General features: G+C 40.1%; 17 protein-coding genes. All 17 read right to left on the bottom strand.

Features of this window, described 5'->3' with window-relative positions; all coding sequences use genetic code 11:
• Window positions 1–44: 44 nt before the first annotated feature.
• Entirely contained in the window at window positions 45–611 is a 567-nt protein-coding gene (locus PHC29_00625) for an aminodeoxychorismate/anthranilate synthase component II (protein ID MDD5108005.1), read from the bottom strand.
• Complete coding sequence (gene murA, locus PHC29_00620) at window positions 608–1,870, bottom strand: UDP-N-acetylglucosamine 1-carboxyvinyltransferase (protein ID MDD5108004.1); 1,263 nt, start codon at window positions 1,868–1,870, stop codon at window positions 608–610. The genes PHC29_00625 and murA overlap by 4 nt, the downstream gene beginning before the upstream one ends.
• Window positions 1,871–1,874: 4 nt before the next feature.
• Complete coding sequence (gene prmC, locus PHC29_00615; protein MDD5108003.1) at window positions 1,875–2,660, bottom strand: peptide chain release factor N(5)-glutamine methyltransferase; 786 nt, start codon at window positions 2,658–2,660, stop codon at window positions 1,875–1,877.
• A 54-nt stretch (window positions 2,661–2,714) separates the two neighbouring features.
• A complete protein-coding gene (gene prfA, locus PHC29_00610; GenBank protein ID MDD5108002.1) occupies window positions 2,715–3,800 on the bottom strand; it encodes a peptide chain release factor 1 in 1,086 nt (361 codons plus the stop codon).
• The gene (rpmE, locus tag PHC29_00605; protein MDD5108001.1) at window positions 3,787–3,987 is read right to left on the bottom strand and encodes a 50S ribosomal protein L31; all 201 of its coding nucleotides are present in this window, start codon (window positions 3,985–3,987) and stop codon (window positions 3,787–3,789) included. Before rpmE ends, prfA begins: the two co-directional genes overlap by 14 nt.
• Window positions 3,988–4,103: 116 nt before the next feature.
• Window positions 4,104–5,363 carry a transcription termination factor Rho gene (rho, locus tag PHC29_00600; GenBank protein ID MDD5108000.1) on the bottom strand — a complete coding sequence of 420 codons (1,260 nt, stop codon included), beginning with the start codon at window positions 5,361–5,363 and terminating at the stop codon, window positions 4,104–4,106.
• Window positions 5,351–5,959: a dephospho-CoA kinase gene (coaE, locus tag PHC29_00595; protein MDD5107999.1), complete on the bottom strand. Its 609-nt coding sequence runs from the start codon at window positions 5,957–5,959 to the stop codon at window positions 5,351–5,353. The genes rho and coaE overlap by 13 nt, the downstream gene beginning before the upstream one ends.
• Window positions 5,937–7,325 (bottom strand): glycogen synthase GlgA, encoded by a 1,389-nt coding sequence (glgA, locus tag PHC29_00590; GenBank protein ID MDD5107998.1) that lies wholly within the window; start codon window positions 7,323–7,325, stop codon window positions 5,937–5,939. The genes coaE and glgA overlap by 23 nt, the downstream gene beginning before the upstream one ends.
• A complete protein-coding gene (gene polA, locus PHC29_00585) occupies window positions 7,325–9,892 on the bottom strand; it encodes a DNA polymerase I (GenBank protein ID MDD5107997.1) in 2,568 nt (855 codons plus the stop codon). The genes glgA and polA overlap by 1 nt, the downstream gene beginning before the upstream one ends.
• A gap of 55 nt (window positions 9,893–9,947) precedes the next feature.
• Entirely contained in the window at window positions 9,948–10,706 is a 759-nt protein-coding gene (locus PHC29_00580; GenBank protein ID MDD5107996.1) for a tetratricopeptide repeat protein, read from the bottom strand.
• 45 nt (window positions 10,707–10,751) lie between these two features.
• Window positions 10,752–13,313 (bottom strand): acetyl-CoA decarbonylase/synthase complex subunit alpha/beta, encoded by a 2,562-nt coding sequence (gene acsB / locus PHC29_00575; GenBank protein MDD5107995.1) that lies wholly within the window; start codon window positions 13,311–13,313, stop codon window positions 10,752–10,754.
• A complete protein-coding gene (locus PHC29_00570) occupies window positions 13,313–14,182 on the bottom strand; it encodes a methylenetetrahydrofolate reductase (GenBank protein MDD5107994.1) in 870 nt (289 codons plus the stop codon). The genes acsB and PHC29_00570 overlap by 1 nt, the downstream gene beginning before the upstream one ends.
• Before the next feature lie 7 nt (window positions 14,183–14,189).
• On the bottom strand, window positions 14,190–15,032 hold the full coding sequence (locus PHC29_00565; protein MDD5107993.1) for a bifunctional 5,10-methylenetetrahydrofolate dehydrogenase/5,10-methenyltetrahydrofolate cyclohydrolase: 843 nt from the start codon (window positions 15,030–15,032) through the stop codon (window positions 14,190–14,192).
• Window positions 15,010–15,573: a cyclodeaminase/cyclohydrolase family protein gene (locus PHC29_00560; GenBank protein MDD5107992.1), complete on the bottom strand. Its 564-nt coding sequence runs from the start codon at window positions 15,571–15,573 to the stop codon at window positions 15,010–15,012. Before PHC29_00560 ends, PHC29_00565 begins: the two co-directional genes overlap by 23 nt.
• 3 nt (window positions 15,574–15,576) lie before the next feature.
• Complete coding sequence (locus PHC29_00555; protein MDD5107991.1) at window positions 15,577–15,957, bottom strand: YraN family protein; 381 nt, start codon at window positions 15,955–15,957, stop codon at window positions 15,577–15,579.
• Entirely contained in the window at window positions 15,939–16,553 is a 615-nt protein-coding gene (locus tag PHC29_00550; GenBank protein MDD5107990.1) for a ribonuclease HII, read from the bottom strand. The genes PHC29_00555 and PHC29_00550 overlap by 19 nt, the downstream gene beginning before the upstream one ends.
• Window positions 16,553–16,915, bottom strand: coding sequence for a 50S ribosomal protein L19 (gene rplS, locus PHC29_00545; protein MDD5107989.1), 363 nt, complete (start codon window positions 16,913–16,915; stop codon window positions 16,553–16,555). The genes PHC29_00550 and rplS overlap by 1 nt, the downstream gene beginning before the upstream one ends.
• Window positions 16,916–17,004 lie beyond the last annotated feature (89 nt).

Raw genomic sequence — 17,004 nt, 5'->3', positions numbered from 1 at the left:
CACAAATCTTGGCGGGTCGCAATGACACCAATTAAATAGTAATATTATTTTAATTTAATAAAGTTATCCAATATTTGCTTGCCGCTTTTGGTAAGTATAGATTCCGGATGAAACTGCACTCCCCATAGAGGATATGCTTTATGTTTTAGCCCCATAATTTCATTTTCCTTGGTGCTTGCAATTATTTCAAGGCACTCCGGCAGGCTCTTTTGATCCACCAATAAAGAATGATAGCGAGTAGCTAAAAATGGGTTGGGAATATTCTTGAAAATATCTTTTTTATTATGATAAATCTTGGAAGTCTTCCCATGCATTAGTTTTTTGGCGCCCACAATCTTACCTCCAAAAACATAGCCTATTGCCTGATGCCCAAGGCAGACTCCCAGAATAGGAATCTTCCCGCAAAATTCCTTAATAACTTCACAGGAAATACCGGCATCCTCTGGCCTTCCCGGACCCGGAGATATAACAATCCTATCAGGATTAAGCTTTGCAATATCCTTAATCGTTAGCGCGTCATTACGATAAACCTGTACCTTTTGCCCCAATTCTTCTAAGTATTGGACAAGGTTGTAGGTAAAAGAATCATAATTATCAATCATTAAAATCATTCTTTTTCCCTCCAAACTCTGGCGCCCAGATTAATTAATTTTTCTTCGATAAATTCATAGCCGCGCTCTAAATGATAAATCCTGGAGACCGATGTTTTACCAACCGCTGCCAGCCCCGCTAAAACTAAACCCGCGGATGCCCGTAGGTCGCTAGCCATAACCGGAGCTCCGGATAATTTTTTAATACCTTCGACAATAGCATGCGGGCCTTCTCTCTGAATATGCGCGCCCATACGATTAAGCTCGGAAACATGCATAAACCTGTCAGGATAGATTTTCTCGGTAATCACGCTAATGCCGCCTGTTACTGACATTAAACTCATCATCTGCGCCTGCATATCTGTAGGAAATCCCGGATACGGAAGCGTAGTTATATTTACGCTCTTTAACCTCCTGTTTCCTTTAACACGTAAAGATCCATCAGTATGTACAATATTAGCACCAGCCTCAGCTAATTTATCAATCAGCGATCCCAAATGTTGATACCGTATGTTTTTGATCAAAACATCACCGCCGGTTATCAATGAGGCTAAAATTAAAGTTCCGGCTTCAATACGATCAGGAATTATAGAATGTGCCGCGCCATGCAAATGTTTTACCCCTTCTATTTCAATAACCGGCGTGCCATGACCCTTAATTTTTGCGCCCATTTTAATTAAAAACTCTGCCAGATCTACCACCTCCGGTTCGCAGGCAGCCGATTCAATTATGGTCTTGCCATCTGCTAAAACCGCAGCCATCATTACATTATCAGTAGCTAAAACTGATGAACCATAAACGCCACCTAAATAAACATATGCGCCGCGTAACTTCGCAGCTTTTGCAATAACATAGCCAGCGTCAATACTAATATCTGCACCTAAAGCCTTAATTCCTTTAAGATGCAGGTCAACCGGCCGCACGCCGATAACACAGCCTCCGGGAAGAGAAACTTTTGCCCGTTTTAATTTACCTAACAACGGGCCTAAGACACAAAATGAAGCGCGCATTGTCGAAACTAATTTATATTCAGCAACATAACTTGTAATTTTACCCTTAGCAACAACCACCCTGCCTTTATCAAACTCGGCGGCTTTTCCTAAAGAGCGCAGGATCTTAAGCATACTATTAGTATCACGCAGATTCGGTACTCCTCTGATTTCGCAGGGCTCATCAGTAAGTAAAGTTGCCGCTAGTATCGGCAGCACAGCGTTTTTAGCCCCAGAGACAGTTACCTCGCCTTTTAATTTAACTCCGCCCTCAATCACCAATTTATCCATTTGCTTAATCCTTTATCTTTGACATCACCACACGGTTGATATTATTATAATCTTTAATTATTCTTATATCACTAAAATTTTCTTCTTCCAGCAGAGCCTTCACCGGATCTGACTGGTTAATCCCAACTTCAAAAGCTAATAAACCGCCTTTATTTAAATACGCCGCTGCCTGCTTAATTATTTTTCGATAAAAATCCAAACCATCAACACCTGCTTCTAAAGCGCACGCAGGTTCAAAAGATATTCCAAGAGGCAAGCTACTAAACTCAGAGGCTGCCACATAAGGAGGATTACTGATAATTAAATCAAACTGTTCTTTTCTATGACCAAAAGCGCCAAATATATCGCTGCGCAGAAATTTAACCTTTACTTTATTCAAATGGGCATTTTCTTCGGCTAACACAAGAACTTCTTTTGATATATCAACAGCCCAAACAACTGCAGAAGGAAGAAACTTAACAATTGAAACAGCAATGCAACCGCTTCCTGTGCCAAGATCAAGGACTTTAGGGAAAACAAGGCCTGAGCCCTTTAATTCTCTTATCGCCAAGTCAACTAAGATCTCGGTCTCCGGACGGGGAATCAAAGCTCGCCTGTCTACCTTAAACTCCAACCCCATAAATTCAGTCTTACCCAAAATATATTGCAGCGGCTCACCAGAGATCCTGCGCTTTAGTATCTTTGAGACCAAAACTGATTTATCTTTATTCAAACTACTATTTTTATTCAGGTATAAAGACAATCTATCGCAATTTAAAATATGGCTTAAGACTAATTCAGCTTCATTCATCCCGCACCTTCTCCTCTATTCTTTGTTAATCCTACACCTGTAAATACCTAAATATCAGAAGGTGCGGGATTCATTTCTTTTCTCTGCTTCTGCCTTTAATAAGGCCTCAAAAAGTTCATCCATCTGCCCTTCCAGGATTGCCTCTAATTGATGGGAAGTAAAATTAATCCTGTGGTCAGTAACCCGGCGGTCAGGAAAATTATAGGTACGGATCTTTTCACTGCGGTCTCCTGTGCCAATCTGTGTTTTTCTGGCGCTGGATAATTTTTTTGCCTCATCTTCAATTTTAACCTCTAAAATACGCGCGCGCAGTACACGCATCGCCTTGGCTTTATTTTTTATCTGCGAGCGCTCATCCTGGCAGGCAACAACTGTGCCGGTGGGAATATGCGTAATTCTCACTGCTGAATCAGTTTTTTGCATATGCTGACCGCCGGGCCCGCTTGAGCGATAGGTATCAGTCCTTAAATCTTTTGGCGCGATTTCCAAATCAACCTCTTCCGGTTCAAGCAATACGGCAACAGTAGCAGTAGATGTATGAATCCTGCCTTGCGCCTCAGTAGTCGGGACACGCTGCACCCGATGCACTCCGCTTTCAAATTTTAAGTGCCGGAAAGAATCTTTTCCTTTTACGCCAAAGATTATTTCTTTGATTCCACCGGCTTCATTAACGCTAGAAGACATCGGTTCAATTACCCAGCCTTTCAAAGTTGCATATTTTGAATACATTCGGTAAAGATCCGCCGCAAAAAGCCCTGCCTCATCCCCGCCTGTACCCTGCCTGATTTCAATAATACAATTGCGGCCGGCATCTTTATCTTCACCAGCCATCATTTTTTTTAGTTCAGACTCAATGCTGCTTTTTTTGGCTTCCAGGTCTTTAAGCTCTTCATGCGCCAACTCCACAAAATCTTTATCATGCTTTCCAGAAAGCACGATCTCAAGTTCACTTATCTCTTTAAGCAAATTATTATATTCGCTGAATTTAGAGACCGGCTCCTTAATGTCAGAAAGCTCTTTAGCCAACTTATTATACTGCTGGCGGTCAGCAATTTGCTCGTGACTGGCTAAAAGCTGCTCAAGCTCCTGATATCGAACAGTTAATTTTTCTAACTGCTCATATATTTTATTTTTTGCCATATTTCTTCATAAACTTATCCACACGGCCGGCAGAATCCACTAACTTCTGCTTACCGGTAAAAAACGGATGACACTTTGAGCAGATTTCAACACGGATACTAGGCTTAGTTGAACGCGTGTGCACCGTCTCTCCGCAGGCACAGATAATTGTGCTCTCTTTGTAATTAGGATGAATCTTGTCTTTCATTTTATTACCTCCTTTTTGTCATTCTGAGCCCCGAAGGGGCGAAGAATCCAAAAAATAGATTCTTCGGTCGCTTCGCTCCCTCAGAATAACGTGTTCATAATATTTTTAATGGACACTTATTTCTGGTTCATGCTGTTTAGAAAATCTTCATTATTCTTGGTTTTACCTAATTTCTCAATCAATAACTCCATTGCTTCCACATTATTCAATTCATTTAAAACTTTTCTTAAAATCCAAGTTTTCGATAACACATCCGGTTTAACCAGAAGCTCCTCATGACGCGTATTAGAACGCTTAATATCAATAGCCGGATATATCCTGCGCTGGAATAAGTTACGGTCAAGCTGAGTTTCCATGTTACCGGTACCCTTGAACTCTTCAAAAATAACTTCATCCATTCGGCTTCCGGTATCAACCAGTGCCGTAGCAATAATCGTTAAACTCCCGCCTTCATCCACTGCGCGCGCGGCTCCAAAGAATCTCTTTGGTTTCTGCAAGGCATTGGAATCAATACCGCCTGATAAAACCTTGCCGCTGTGCGGGACTACGGAGTTATAAGCGCGAGCCAAGCGGGTTATACTATCAAGAAGAATCACCACGTCGCGTTTATGCTCAACTAAACGTTTTGCTTTTTCCAAAACAATCTCAGCAACCTGTACGTGGCGTTCCGGCGGCTCATCAAAGGTAGAAGAAATTACTTCGCCTTTTACATTACGCTGCATATCCGTAACCTCTTCCGGACGTTCATCGATAAGCAAAACAATCATAATCACATCCGGGTTATTAGTGGTAATGGCATTAGCTATCTTTTGCAACAAGACAGTTTTACCGCTGTATGGCTGAGCAACAATCAATCCGCGCTGACCCCTGCCAATAGGAGTAAGCAAACTCATAATACGCATAGATAACTCATCTGGTTTAGTTTCCATGTTAAAAGGCGCGCGCGGATAAACCGGAGTCAAGTTATCGAAAAGCACTTTTTCTTTTACCTCCTCAGGATTTTCAAAATTTACTGCTTCAACTTTGAGTAAGGCAAAATATTTTTCTCCTTCTTTGGGAGGACGAATCTGGCCGCTTACCGTATCTCCGGTACGCAACTCAAACTTCCTGATCTGGGACGGAGAAATATAAATATCATCCGGGCAGGGCAGATAATTGTAATTTGGGCTTCTTAAGAAACCAAAACCTTCAGGGAGTATCTCCAACACACCTTCCCCAAACATTAAACCTTCTTTTTCTGCCTGCGCTTGCAGAATCTTAAAAATCAGATCCTGTTTTTTTAAGCCGCTGGTACCGTTGGCATTTAATTCTTTGGCCAACTTATTTAATTCAGTAATCTTCATATCTTTTAGATTTTTGATATCTAACTTTTCCACAACTTCCTCCTTATTTCTAACACCTGTTTCCTGGTTTTTCCGATTGAACCGCTGTTATCTATTGTAAAATCCGCGAAAGGCAACTTTTTGCCTTGCGAAATCTGAAATTTTAATCTCGCCATAATTTGCCCCTTATTAAGACCCGAAACCTTAGCAGCGCGTAAAATCTGCTGATTTCTTTTGGCTGTAACTACGACAATCTTATCTACTGTCTTACTTAAACCTGCTTCGATAATCAGAGCAGCATCCAAGATTATAACCTTCTTATTTGAATTCCTGATAAGACGCTTAATTTCCCTAATTAACACTGGATGCACAATGCTATTGAGCCTGACTAAAGATTCATTCCTGGCAAAAACTATACTGGCTAATTTTGCACGGTCGATTTCTTTATTGGCCTTCAGGATCCCCCGACCGAATGACTTTATAATTTTCTTATAAACGCCGCAGCCAACGGATAGAAGTTCATGCCCTAGGAGATCAGCGTCAATAAGCTGGCTATCTTTGGTTTTAAACATCGCCGCTACGGTGCTCTTGCCGCAGGCAATGTTTCCGGTAATCCCTAAAACTAATTTATTTTTCTTTGACTTTAGCATATAGCTGGGCATACTTATCCGCAGAGGCTTTCCAGGAAAAATTACATTTCATAGCATTTAAAACTAAACGTTCCCATTCAGGTTTATTTTTAAAATTAGCAACGGCACTCTTAATTGTTTTTATAAGCTCTTCCTTTGTATAGCTGCTAAAAACAAAACCATTATTCTTATTAATCGTATCTGCAAGGCCACCGGTATTAAAAACCAGCGGTATTGTGCCATAATGCAAACTAATCAATTGCCCCAGTCCACAAGGCTCATATTTTGAAGGCATGAGGAAAATATCGCTTCCTGCATAAATCTTATGAGCCAGCGGATCATCGAATCTTAAATTTAAAGAAATCATCTTCGGATATCTTTTAGCGGCTGATTTTAAAATCTGCTGGTACACCTGGTCTCCGGCCCCCAAAATAATTAATTGCACATCCATTTTAGAAAGCTCATCAAGGCCACCAGTGAGGATATCAAAACCTTTTTGCTCGGCTAGGCGCGATACGATCCCTAAAACGGGAATATCCTTATTTACCGGTAAGCCACACAGATTTTGTAAATTCTCTTTATCAAAAGCTTTATTTTCAATATTGTTTACAGAATAATTCTGAGTGATAAATTTATCCGCATCAGGATCCCAAACCGAATAATCCACCCCGTTTAATATCCCGCTTAAAACACTTCTACGTTCTTTCAAAAGCCCTTCCAAACCAAAACCAAACTCTTCTGTCTGAATCTCCTTGGCATAAGTTGGGCTAACGGTATTAATAAAATCCGAAAATATTATCCCACCTTTGAGCAAGTTGACTTTCCCATAAAATTCAACCCCGTGAATATCAAAAATATTATTCTCCAGCCCAAGTTTACCGAATTCCTCTTTGGTAAAAATTCCCTGATAACCGATATTATGGATAGTTAAAAGGCTGCGAATTCTTTTATAAAAAGTTTTTTCAGAGTAGAGGGTTTTCAAATACACTGCCATCAGGCTTGCCTGCCAATCATGTAAATGCAGGATATCCGGGCAAAAATCTATTTCCTTTAATAAATCCAGCCCTCTGCGGCAGAAGTAAACAAATCTCTCCAAGTTATCTTTGTAATCACCCCTCTTATCGCCATATAAGCCTTCACGGTTAAAATAAAGGCTGCTTTCTATAAAATAGGCCCTGACATTTTTCCCGATAATAGAAACAGATATATCCTTAGAAACCCTTTCAATCTTAAATTTAGAATCTATAACACATTTATACCTAGGCATAATAATAATCACTTCATGCCCGCAATACTCTAGAGCCAAAGACAGGGCTGCACCCACGTCAGCAAGCCCTCCAGTCTTAGCAAAGGGCACAACCTCTGACACTGCCATAGCTATCCTCATCAGCCTTTCCCCTTTGCTTGCGGATAAGCAACCATCTCCAGCCAATTTTTTCCAGTTTTGGTCTCTACTCTTATCGGAACATCCAATTTCATAACAAGCTCCATCTCCTTCTTAACCAACTCAGCAAGAATATCTAATTCACGGTTTGGCAGGTCAAAAACCAATTCATCATGAATCTGTAAAATCATTTTAGCTTCTAAGCCCTTAGATTTAATCAATGCTGCTATATTAATCATTGCCAGTTTAATTAAATCGCTGGCTGTGCCCTGAAGAGGAGTGTTCACCGCCTGGCGTTGGGCAAACTGCCTGATTCCCATATTTTTATTATTGATTTCAGGAATATACCTTCTTCTACCCAATAAGGTCGTAACAAACCCTTTATCTTGAGCCCTCTTAATCTGAGCCTGGATATAATCTTTTACCTTAGGATAACGTAAAAAATAAGCATCAATAAAATCCTGAGCCTGATTCACGGGAATATTCAAATCTTTACTTAGGCCGTATGCGCTCTGCCCATAAACAATACCAAAATTAACCCTTTTAGCCACCTCACGCATCTGAGACTCCACTTGACTCTCCTTAACATTATAAATTAAGGACGCCGTCAGCCGGTGTATATCGTGGTCACTATGGAAAGCCTTGACTAATGTATCATCCCCTGAAATATGCGCTAACACCCTCAACTCAATTTGAGAATAATCACACGATAATAGGCAATTATCTTTACCTGTCGCAATGATCGCCTGCCTGATCTTGCTGCCGATATCGGTTTTAATCGGAATATTCTGCAGGTTCGGGTTACTTGAACTTAAACGGCCAGTCTCGGTCCCTGTCTGGTTGAACGATGTATGCACCCTGCCGGTTTTAGGGTCGACCAATTTAGGCAGGGCATCAACATAAGTATTTTTTAATTTGGTCAGCTGACGGTACTCTAACAAAAGAGCAGGCAACGCATGTTGACCCGCCAATCGATTCAATACCTCTTCATCCGTAGATGGGCCAGTCTTAGTTTTTTTGACCACCGGAAGCCCTAACTTCTCGAATAAAACCTGGCCTAGCTGTTTGGGTGAATTAATATTAAACTGAGTTCCACTTGCTTCATAAATATCCGAAATTAATTTTATCAGCCGCTGTTCAATTTCATGTGAAAGTTTTTTGAGCAGTTTTAGATCCAGTTTTATTCCATCCTGCTCCATCTGTGCCAATATGCTCACTAAGGGCATCTCAAGATTACAAAATAATTCGAATAGATCTTTCTCCTGTAGAGCCTTGGCTAAAACCGGTTTTAACTTACCTATTAATGCTAATGCCTCTTTTGCCTGAGGCTCACCTTGGCGGATAAATTCGCCTAAATTTTCTAATGCCAAATCACCCAATGCATAACTTGAGCGCGAAGGATTCAGTAGATATGCCGCAATCATGGTGTCAAAACCCAGGCCATTTAAAACTAACCCTTCTTTAGAAAGAGAGACTTTTAATTTTTTAAGATCATGGCCTGTCTTCTTGATATGAACGTTAGAAATTACTTTAGGCAAATCTTGGGCCACTGATTTTGCATCAAAAATTTTATCATCTATGGCAAAAAACAAATCTTCGGCGCTCGACCCAAAAAGGGTAATTTCATCACAGTGCTCGAATAAATCTTTGCCTTCCTTCTTACTACAAACATGCAAGTCAGTTGTTACTTTTTTCTCTTCTGTATCAGGTAACTCACCGAGCAGCTTCTTAAATTCTAACTTCTTAAAAATTCTGGATAATTCCGGATAATTTGGCTGGCCAATTTTGGCTTTGGCAAGATCTAGCTCAATATCTACTTTCTGGTTCAAACTAATAAGTTCCTTATTTAATTTTATTCGATCAATATGTTCAGATATCGCTTCTCTAATTTTCTCGGGTTTGACCTTTGAAATATTTTTAAGCATTTTATCTATTGAACCGAATTCCAGGATAAGTTTTTTTGCTGTTATATCACCTATTCCAGGAACTCCCGGGATATTATCAGAAGCATCCCCCATAAGAGCAATAATATCTGGGACCATCTGCGGTTCCACTCCAAAACGCTCCTTCACCTTATCTACATCATAAAACAAATCGTTATCTTTATTAGGGCTCAATACTAAAATATGGTCGCCTACCAACTGTAGGATATCCTTATCGCTGCTTACAATGGTTACAGAGATTTTCTTTGAAGCAGCTTTTTTAGCAAGTTGAGCAATTATATCGTCGGCTTCAAAACCTTTTTTTTCAAAAATTGGTATGCCATAAGCAATTATAATCTCCTTGATTAAGGGAATTTGACTGACTAGACCATCAGGCATGGAAGGCCTTTGCATCTTATATTGCGCAAACTTGGCAAGCCTAAAGGTATCACGCGAAACATCAAAACAACAAACTAGATAATCCGGCTTCTGTTCTCTTAATATTTTATTGAGAATATTCAGGAAGATATAGATCGCACCTGTCTCTTGCCCCCAAGAGGTTCTTAAGACCTTTGAGCCGCTTAGGGCATGGTATGCCCGATAACAAAATGCATTTGCATCAATCAAAAATAAACTTTTTCCACTCATTAATTAAATATTTAAGGAATTCAATATAAGGAAAGAAGGTTTTCGCAGTACGTTTCTATCGCGACAGAGCTCTTATCTCTGTCTTTTCAATAAAAGCTTCTATCTCCGAGTTATTCTGATCTAAATACTGGGCATCCAGAGCTTCTTTGATTGCTGTAGCCAGATCCCCTTTTTTAAAGCTCTCTTTGGCTTTTTGAAAATGTTTCCGAGCAAGCGCTTTATCATCTTTGTTAACGGCGCACTTAGCTACCGCAACATCCTTCATCAGTCCGAGAACTTCCTGCTCACGTAAATCAGATATTGGCTGTTTGGATAAAACTAGACGGATATCCTTAAGCCGGCTGGCTGCTTTCTGCGTCCATGGATCATCCGCAGAACCAATTTGAACACGCTTATTCCAATAAAATTCTGCTTTTTCTAAATCACGCTGGCTTTCGTACAAAAGCGCCAAATTTGTGTAGGCACTTGAGTAACCGGGATCAATTTTGAGCGCCCTCAGATAACTTTCTTCAGCACGCTTAATATCCCCCATCGCTTCATAAACTACACCCAAATCATTATAGGCTACAGCATAACCGGGATCCAGAGTAATAGCTTTCTGATACAAACTCATCGCCTCAGCTAAATTACCAATATGCTGTTTTTCTAAACCTAACTGCCGGTAATCCTTGGCTTGTAACTTTACCCCATCTGGATTTTCTTGGGAAGATGAACCAAACAAAGCCATTTGGGCAAAAACAGATTGGCAGCAAGAAAAAACGCAAAATATTGTAATTGCAGTAATTAGGAATTTAGGCAGGCTAGCTTTATTCATTTATTCTTTAATTATATACATTTAAAATACGCGCGTCAAGAAAAATTAAATAATCGGATCCATAGTCAAAGCCGGATGATTTACTCCTGTTAAAAACGCTAAAAGCTCTTCTAAGCTGGTGGCCTTGGACTCATCGGCAATCTTATCCAATAAATCTTTATCTGTCGTTTGAACGCAAGCCTCCTTTAACCGTTCTCCTAAAATCTCTTTTAATTCTTTAGGCATCCAAACCACTCTCTTTAATCCGCCTTCAGCAGAGATAAATTTTTTACTTAAGATGTATAATTTCCCCACTCCCAAAAATCCCGGAGTCTGCACACCTCCGCCAACAGATCCGGCTAAAGTAGTAAAAGTCATTCCCGAAGGAGTCATTCCGGAATAATCTCGGTTAACTATCATTACCCCATTAGTTTCTGGAATAATCGCCACAATGCATTCAAAACATCCACAGGAGGATTGCGGCCCATCCATCAGCGAATACATACTTACCTTATCAATGGTATGGTTGGATTTCTGTTGCACGAATTCATTTATCTTATCCCATACCCCAAGCCTAGCATCCAAAAGATTTCCTTTGGGTATTGGCTGATTCGGGCCGGTAGGAGTAATCTCAAAAGAAGCCTTAGCATCAAGCCAAGAGTATGCTCCACATAACCCCAAGCGCTGCGGAGTAACAACACAAACATGATTCGGAGCAAAAGATTGACATAACAGACAGGAATAAAATGTATCCACGCTCTCATCAGTCATCCCAGCCAAACGTTCATCGCGTTCATTATATATTTTCTGTGCTCCAGCCGATAAATTCTCCACATCCGCTTGATTAGTATAAAGCTTTATCTGTATCTTATCTACGATAGCGCTATATTCCTGATGTAACATAGCATGAAGAATAGTCCCTAAATGTTTTAGCCTAAAACCTTTCTCATAAGCATCCTTAGATATCCTGATCCAAACCATATCACGTTGGCCCATATGCATAAGGCCCATGGCATAATTGGTAAAACGATGGATCTGGCGTTCTAATATGGGCTCAAAATCCTTCTGCATCTTTCGCCCAAATACATCCACCATAATTGCCAAAGGTAACGATTTAGCTCCTGCGGGCAGCTGATCAATATCCGGACCAATTAACTCAACCAAGCCATCGTCAACATCAACATCCTCTTTAGCAGACAAAAATTCGATAGCCGCGCTGGATTTACCTCCAAACTCAACAGCTAACTGTTCTTTACGCACGCGTTCTCCTTCAAAAGCTGCAGCATATGGCACAGGAACATTTACTTCAGACATCTTAATCTTGATCCCACGGGTAAGAATACATTTAGAAGGTATTTTCTGATAATCCTTCTCCGTAACTAAAGCTTCAAATAACGTAGTATCAATTTTTCCAAGCTGCGGAACTTCTAAGTCAGTGATTATTGGCAGCCCAAAAGCCAAAACACCTAAACCCGTAGCCACCAATACCTCATCAACATGGCCAAGCAATAAAACGAATGCCGGAACACGATTACGGATATAATTGGCTATCCCTTCCCATTGCCCGGCCTTATTACCTCCATAAATTAAAGGCGCACGCACCGCAAAATTTACCGCATAAATGGCAGAAAGATAATCATCCCCTAAGGGGACAATATAATTTTCTAAGCCTAATTGGATCCCTTTGTTCTGAAGTTGCTGTCTAAAAGTATTGCCGTTAATATTACCCGCCAATAAGCTAACAATACTCTTGGATTGGAAATTACGGATTAAATCTACAGCCGCCTGCTCATCTTTGGCCGGGCCTAGAATTACAGCTATTCCGGCAATCCTGCCGTCGACTAATTGCAGGCCAAGTGATCGCAGTATATTATCCGGAATAAAACCTAACCCATCTTTAGGATGCTCCTGATTTAATACCGCAAGAGCCGCCAAAATCTCTTCGCAAATCAAAGTAGCAACACCTTTATTCAATAAACCACCTAGGCTATTAATAATCAAACCGGTTGAAGTTACCTGGTTATTCGCAAGCCCCTGAGCCTGCTTATATGCAGTTAAACAATCATTGAGATTTTTTACTTCAATATTCAAAAGGGCATTGATCAATGGCAGGTAATAATTAGTCTGAGGGAATTCTATTTTTTGGCTTTGGCTTTTTTGCTTTATTGCATTATCTAAAACCTGACGGGTAAGATTTAAAACGTTCTCTGTTCCCTTTATTCCGAGTTCTGCAATCACATTAGTCATCACTTGCGCCACTTTGGGCTCCTCTGGTTTTACCACCATTGCTTTATCAATAAATAAAACTAAACACACCCCTACTGCTTTACCATCTTTAAATTTAACTGCCTCTGCCCTGCCTTCACCGACGATTTCTTGAATCGGGCTATTAATTAATTCAATACCCGCAGGCAGCTCTTCGTTAAGCTTGCCGGCGTTTACAAGCTTAATTGCGACTTTATATTTATCATGAATCAACTTAGCCAGGCTTAACGCAACAGAAGCCAGCCCATCAATGCATACTGTATCATTAATTAAATGATCATCTAATTTCTTAAAATCATCCTTAGAGCTTAATAAAAGTACTCCCTTTTTCCTGGCTCCGGGTATCTGCGGTAAGCTTGCCATTATAATCCACTTGCCTCTAAAACTTGAGGGACCATTTTCCCCCAACCAATTGACATAATATGAATCCCGCGACACATTGGCTTTAATGCCTTAATCGAGCGGCTTGCAATCTCAATTGATGTCGATACCTTATCTGTACTTTTATCCATTTCTTTAATCAAATTATCCGGTACCAAGATTCCGGCTACGTTTTTATTCATATAATTAGCCATAGCTGCTGATTTTAGCAAAACAATACCTGCTATAATCGGGATTTTAATATGTTTTACTTTAGTAATAAAATCCTCAAAAGTTTTTAGGTCAAAAACAGCCTGTGTTTGGAAAAATTCAGCTCCTGCCTCAATTTTCTTTTCCATCTTCATAATCTGTGGGGCCAAAGGATCTGCGCCCGGATTAACTGCGGCACCCAAACAAAATTTTGGCAACCTTCCTTTTAACTTATTACCATTCATGTCCTGGCCAGTTTCTAATTTTCTCGCCACCTGTAACAATTGCACAGAATCTAAATCAAAAACCGGCTTTGCCTGCGGATGATCGCCAAGAGCAGGATGATCTCCAGTTGTAATCAAAACATTTTCAATTCCTAACGCGGCTGCAGAAAGCAAATCTGACTGCAGGGCAAGACGATTACGGTCACGGCAAGTTAGCTGGTAAATCGGCTCAAAGCCTTCTCTCTTCAGCAGAAAACTTGCCGCTAATGACCCCAGGCGCATTACTGAGCTCTGTAGATCCGTAACATTAATCGCGTCTACTTTATTACGGATAAGCTCAGCATCCTCCAGCAGCTCTTGAGTCTCTATCCCCTTATCCGGGCCAACCTCTGAAGTAATTAAAAACTTTCCCGCCTGTATCTTTTCTTTAAATGTCATCGCTTATTTACTGCTGAAGTTTGGTTGCCTCGACCAAATTGCGCATAAGGATAGCTACAGTCAGCGGCCCCACTCCTCCGGGAACAGGAGTTATGAAACTGGCATTTTTTTCTGCTGCTTCAAAATCTACATCACCCACAATCTTATCACCTATACGGTTTATACCTACATCCACAACAATAGCTCCTTTTTTAATCCACTCCCCCTTGATCAATCCGGGTTGGCCAACAGCCACAATCAAAATTTCTGCCCTGCGTACATGCTCCTCTAATTTTCCCGCCTTACTAGTTGCGATATGACAGACTGTAACTGTAGCAAACTTTTCCAATAAAAGTAATACAAGTGGTTTACCCACGATCTCGCTATGGCCGACAACTAACGCCTCCTTACCATACAAATCTATCCCAGTAGATTTTAGCAATTCCATTACAGCAGCTGGTGTGCAAACAGTAATTCTTGCACAGCCAAAAAGCAGCTTACCTATGTTTAAAGGATGTATTCCCTCAATATCTTTATTCGGTGAAATAAAATCGCATATTTTCTTATAGCTTATATTCTGCGGAAGAGGCATTTGCACAACGATACCATTAACATTTTTTTCTGCATTAAGCTTTAGGATAAAATCGATTAATTCACCCTCCGAGATATTATCAGCCAGTTGATGTAATTTATAAACTACTCCCAGGCTTTGAGCAACTTTCTCCTGGGATTTTACATAAGTAAGCGCCGCCGGGTTATTCCCCACTAAAATACTGGCTAGAACCGGAGGCTGCTTCAGAGTCCGTATATAAAGGCTTAACTCTTCCTTTATTTTTTCAGCTACAAATTTACCCTCTAATAATTTTGCCAACCCTCTCCTCCATCTTTGTCCTGATCCGCTTGACCATTTTAGCTTTTAACTGCAATTCTTTATTTACTGCGTAAACTAACTTCATGTCATTGAGTATCTTTAAATTAATATCAATATTAAAACAGGCAGCACTAAATGCCGACTCTAAAAATATCGCAGCAATTGCCATATCGCTGGCTAAATTTACATTTGTTTTTTTAATCAAAGGCTCAAGTATCTTTATCCCCTCATAACAAAGCCTAGCCAGCATTAACGGTACATCCATAGCTTTACGGGGATCTTTACTCTTGTATGCCAGAATATCTAAATCCACTAAACTTAAGAAATCATTTTTTAATTTATCGAATTTTACTAAGGCAGCTTTAAGCTCTGCTTCGTATTTAGAATACCTGGCCTTACCTAAAGTAAAATGAATTACCATACTCATAAGGCTTACACCCATAGCCGCATTCAAAGCTGCCGCAGATCCACCGCCGGGTGCTTCAAGCTTAGCGGATAAATCGGATAAGTATTTAATCAAACTCTGATTTTTATATTCCATGGTTTAAAGTGTAAAACTTGCGTTCAGTTCAAAAGCATCCTTAATCAACGATATCTTTGGTAAATCATCCGTATACAAAAGTGTAAGTACATCAAAACGGCTCAAGCGCTCAAGAAGATTATTGGTTTTTAAATAACCAACGGCAACTTTACAAATTTGCCTTTGTTTTCTGGCAAAAACCGCTTCTTCCGGAGCCCCTAAATTAAGGGAATGCCTGGCCTTAACCTCCACAAAACAAATAGTAGCTTTATCTTGTGCAATTATATCAATCTCACCAAATTTATTTCTATAATTGCATTGTAGAATCTTATATCCATTGGCCTTTAAAAAATCCGCTGCTGCTTTTTCTGCTTGTTTACCAAATTCTATTGTGTTTTTAGGCACCTTAAGAAGCTCTTTCTGTGAATAACGCTAGGCCCAATTTTATTTAAGATATCACGATGCATCTGTGTCGGATAACCTTTATGTTGAATAAAACCGTATTGCGGATAAATTTTATGGTAAGCATCCATAATCTGGTCACGCCGGACTTTTGCCAGTATTGAGGCACAGGCTATACTCAAAGATTTACCATCACCACCTACAATACTTTGATAAGGAAAATCTAAATTAAAGCGCATGTTTCCATCAATAAGCACAAATACACGCTTTAATTCGCAAGGCTCAAGCTGTTTTATTAATTTACAAATTGCCTTCTGCATGGCTAAGATCGTAGCCTGCAAAATATTAATCCGGTCAACCTGTTTATGTCCGACTGCTGCAATAGCGTATTGAGATTTTTTCTTGATCTCAATAAAAGCTTCTTTTCTTCTTATACAAGTCAACTTTTTAGAATCATCAATACGGTTAGTAAAACAAAAATTTCTTAGTAACACTGCCGCAGCCACTACCGGTCCGGCTAGAGGGCCACGCCCAGCCTCATCTACTCCGATAACTAAATCAAAACCTTTACGTTTTAGTTCTCTTTCGTATCGTTTCACTAACTGGCTTTTTTCTCTTCTTCTTTGCCTTCTATCTTAGTAGCATGCTTTCCAATTTTATTTCTTAAATAATAAAGCTTGGATCTCTTTACTTTACCGGAACGTATAAGTTCAATACGCTCGATAACCGGAGAATAAAGCGGAAAAACACGTTCGATCCCTTCCCCAAATGAAACTTTTCTTACCGTGAAATTTAGTTTAGCACCCGATCCGCTTTTGGCGATTATAACCCCCTCAAAAGGGTGAAGCCGGAATTTATCCGGGCCTTCCGGGATCCTGGTAAGCACCTTTACCGTATCTCCGACATTAATAGCGGGCATCTCTTTTTTGGCAAATCCTGCCTCGATTGATTTTATATCCATTACTGTTGCTCCTTTCTGATACTTTGTAACAGTTCAGATATTAAAAGTAACCGTGTCATTGCGAGGAGCGAAAGCGACGAAGCAATCTT

This window comes from Candidatus Omnitrophota bacterium (genome assembly GCA_028712255.1).
Taxonomy (GTDB): Bacteria; Omnitrophota; Gorgyraeia; order Gygaellales; family Profunditerraquicolaceae; genus UBA6249.
Note: the sequence above shows the minus strand (reverse complement) of the source record. Positions and strands in the feature narration are given on the sequence as shown.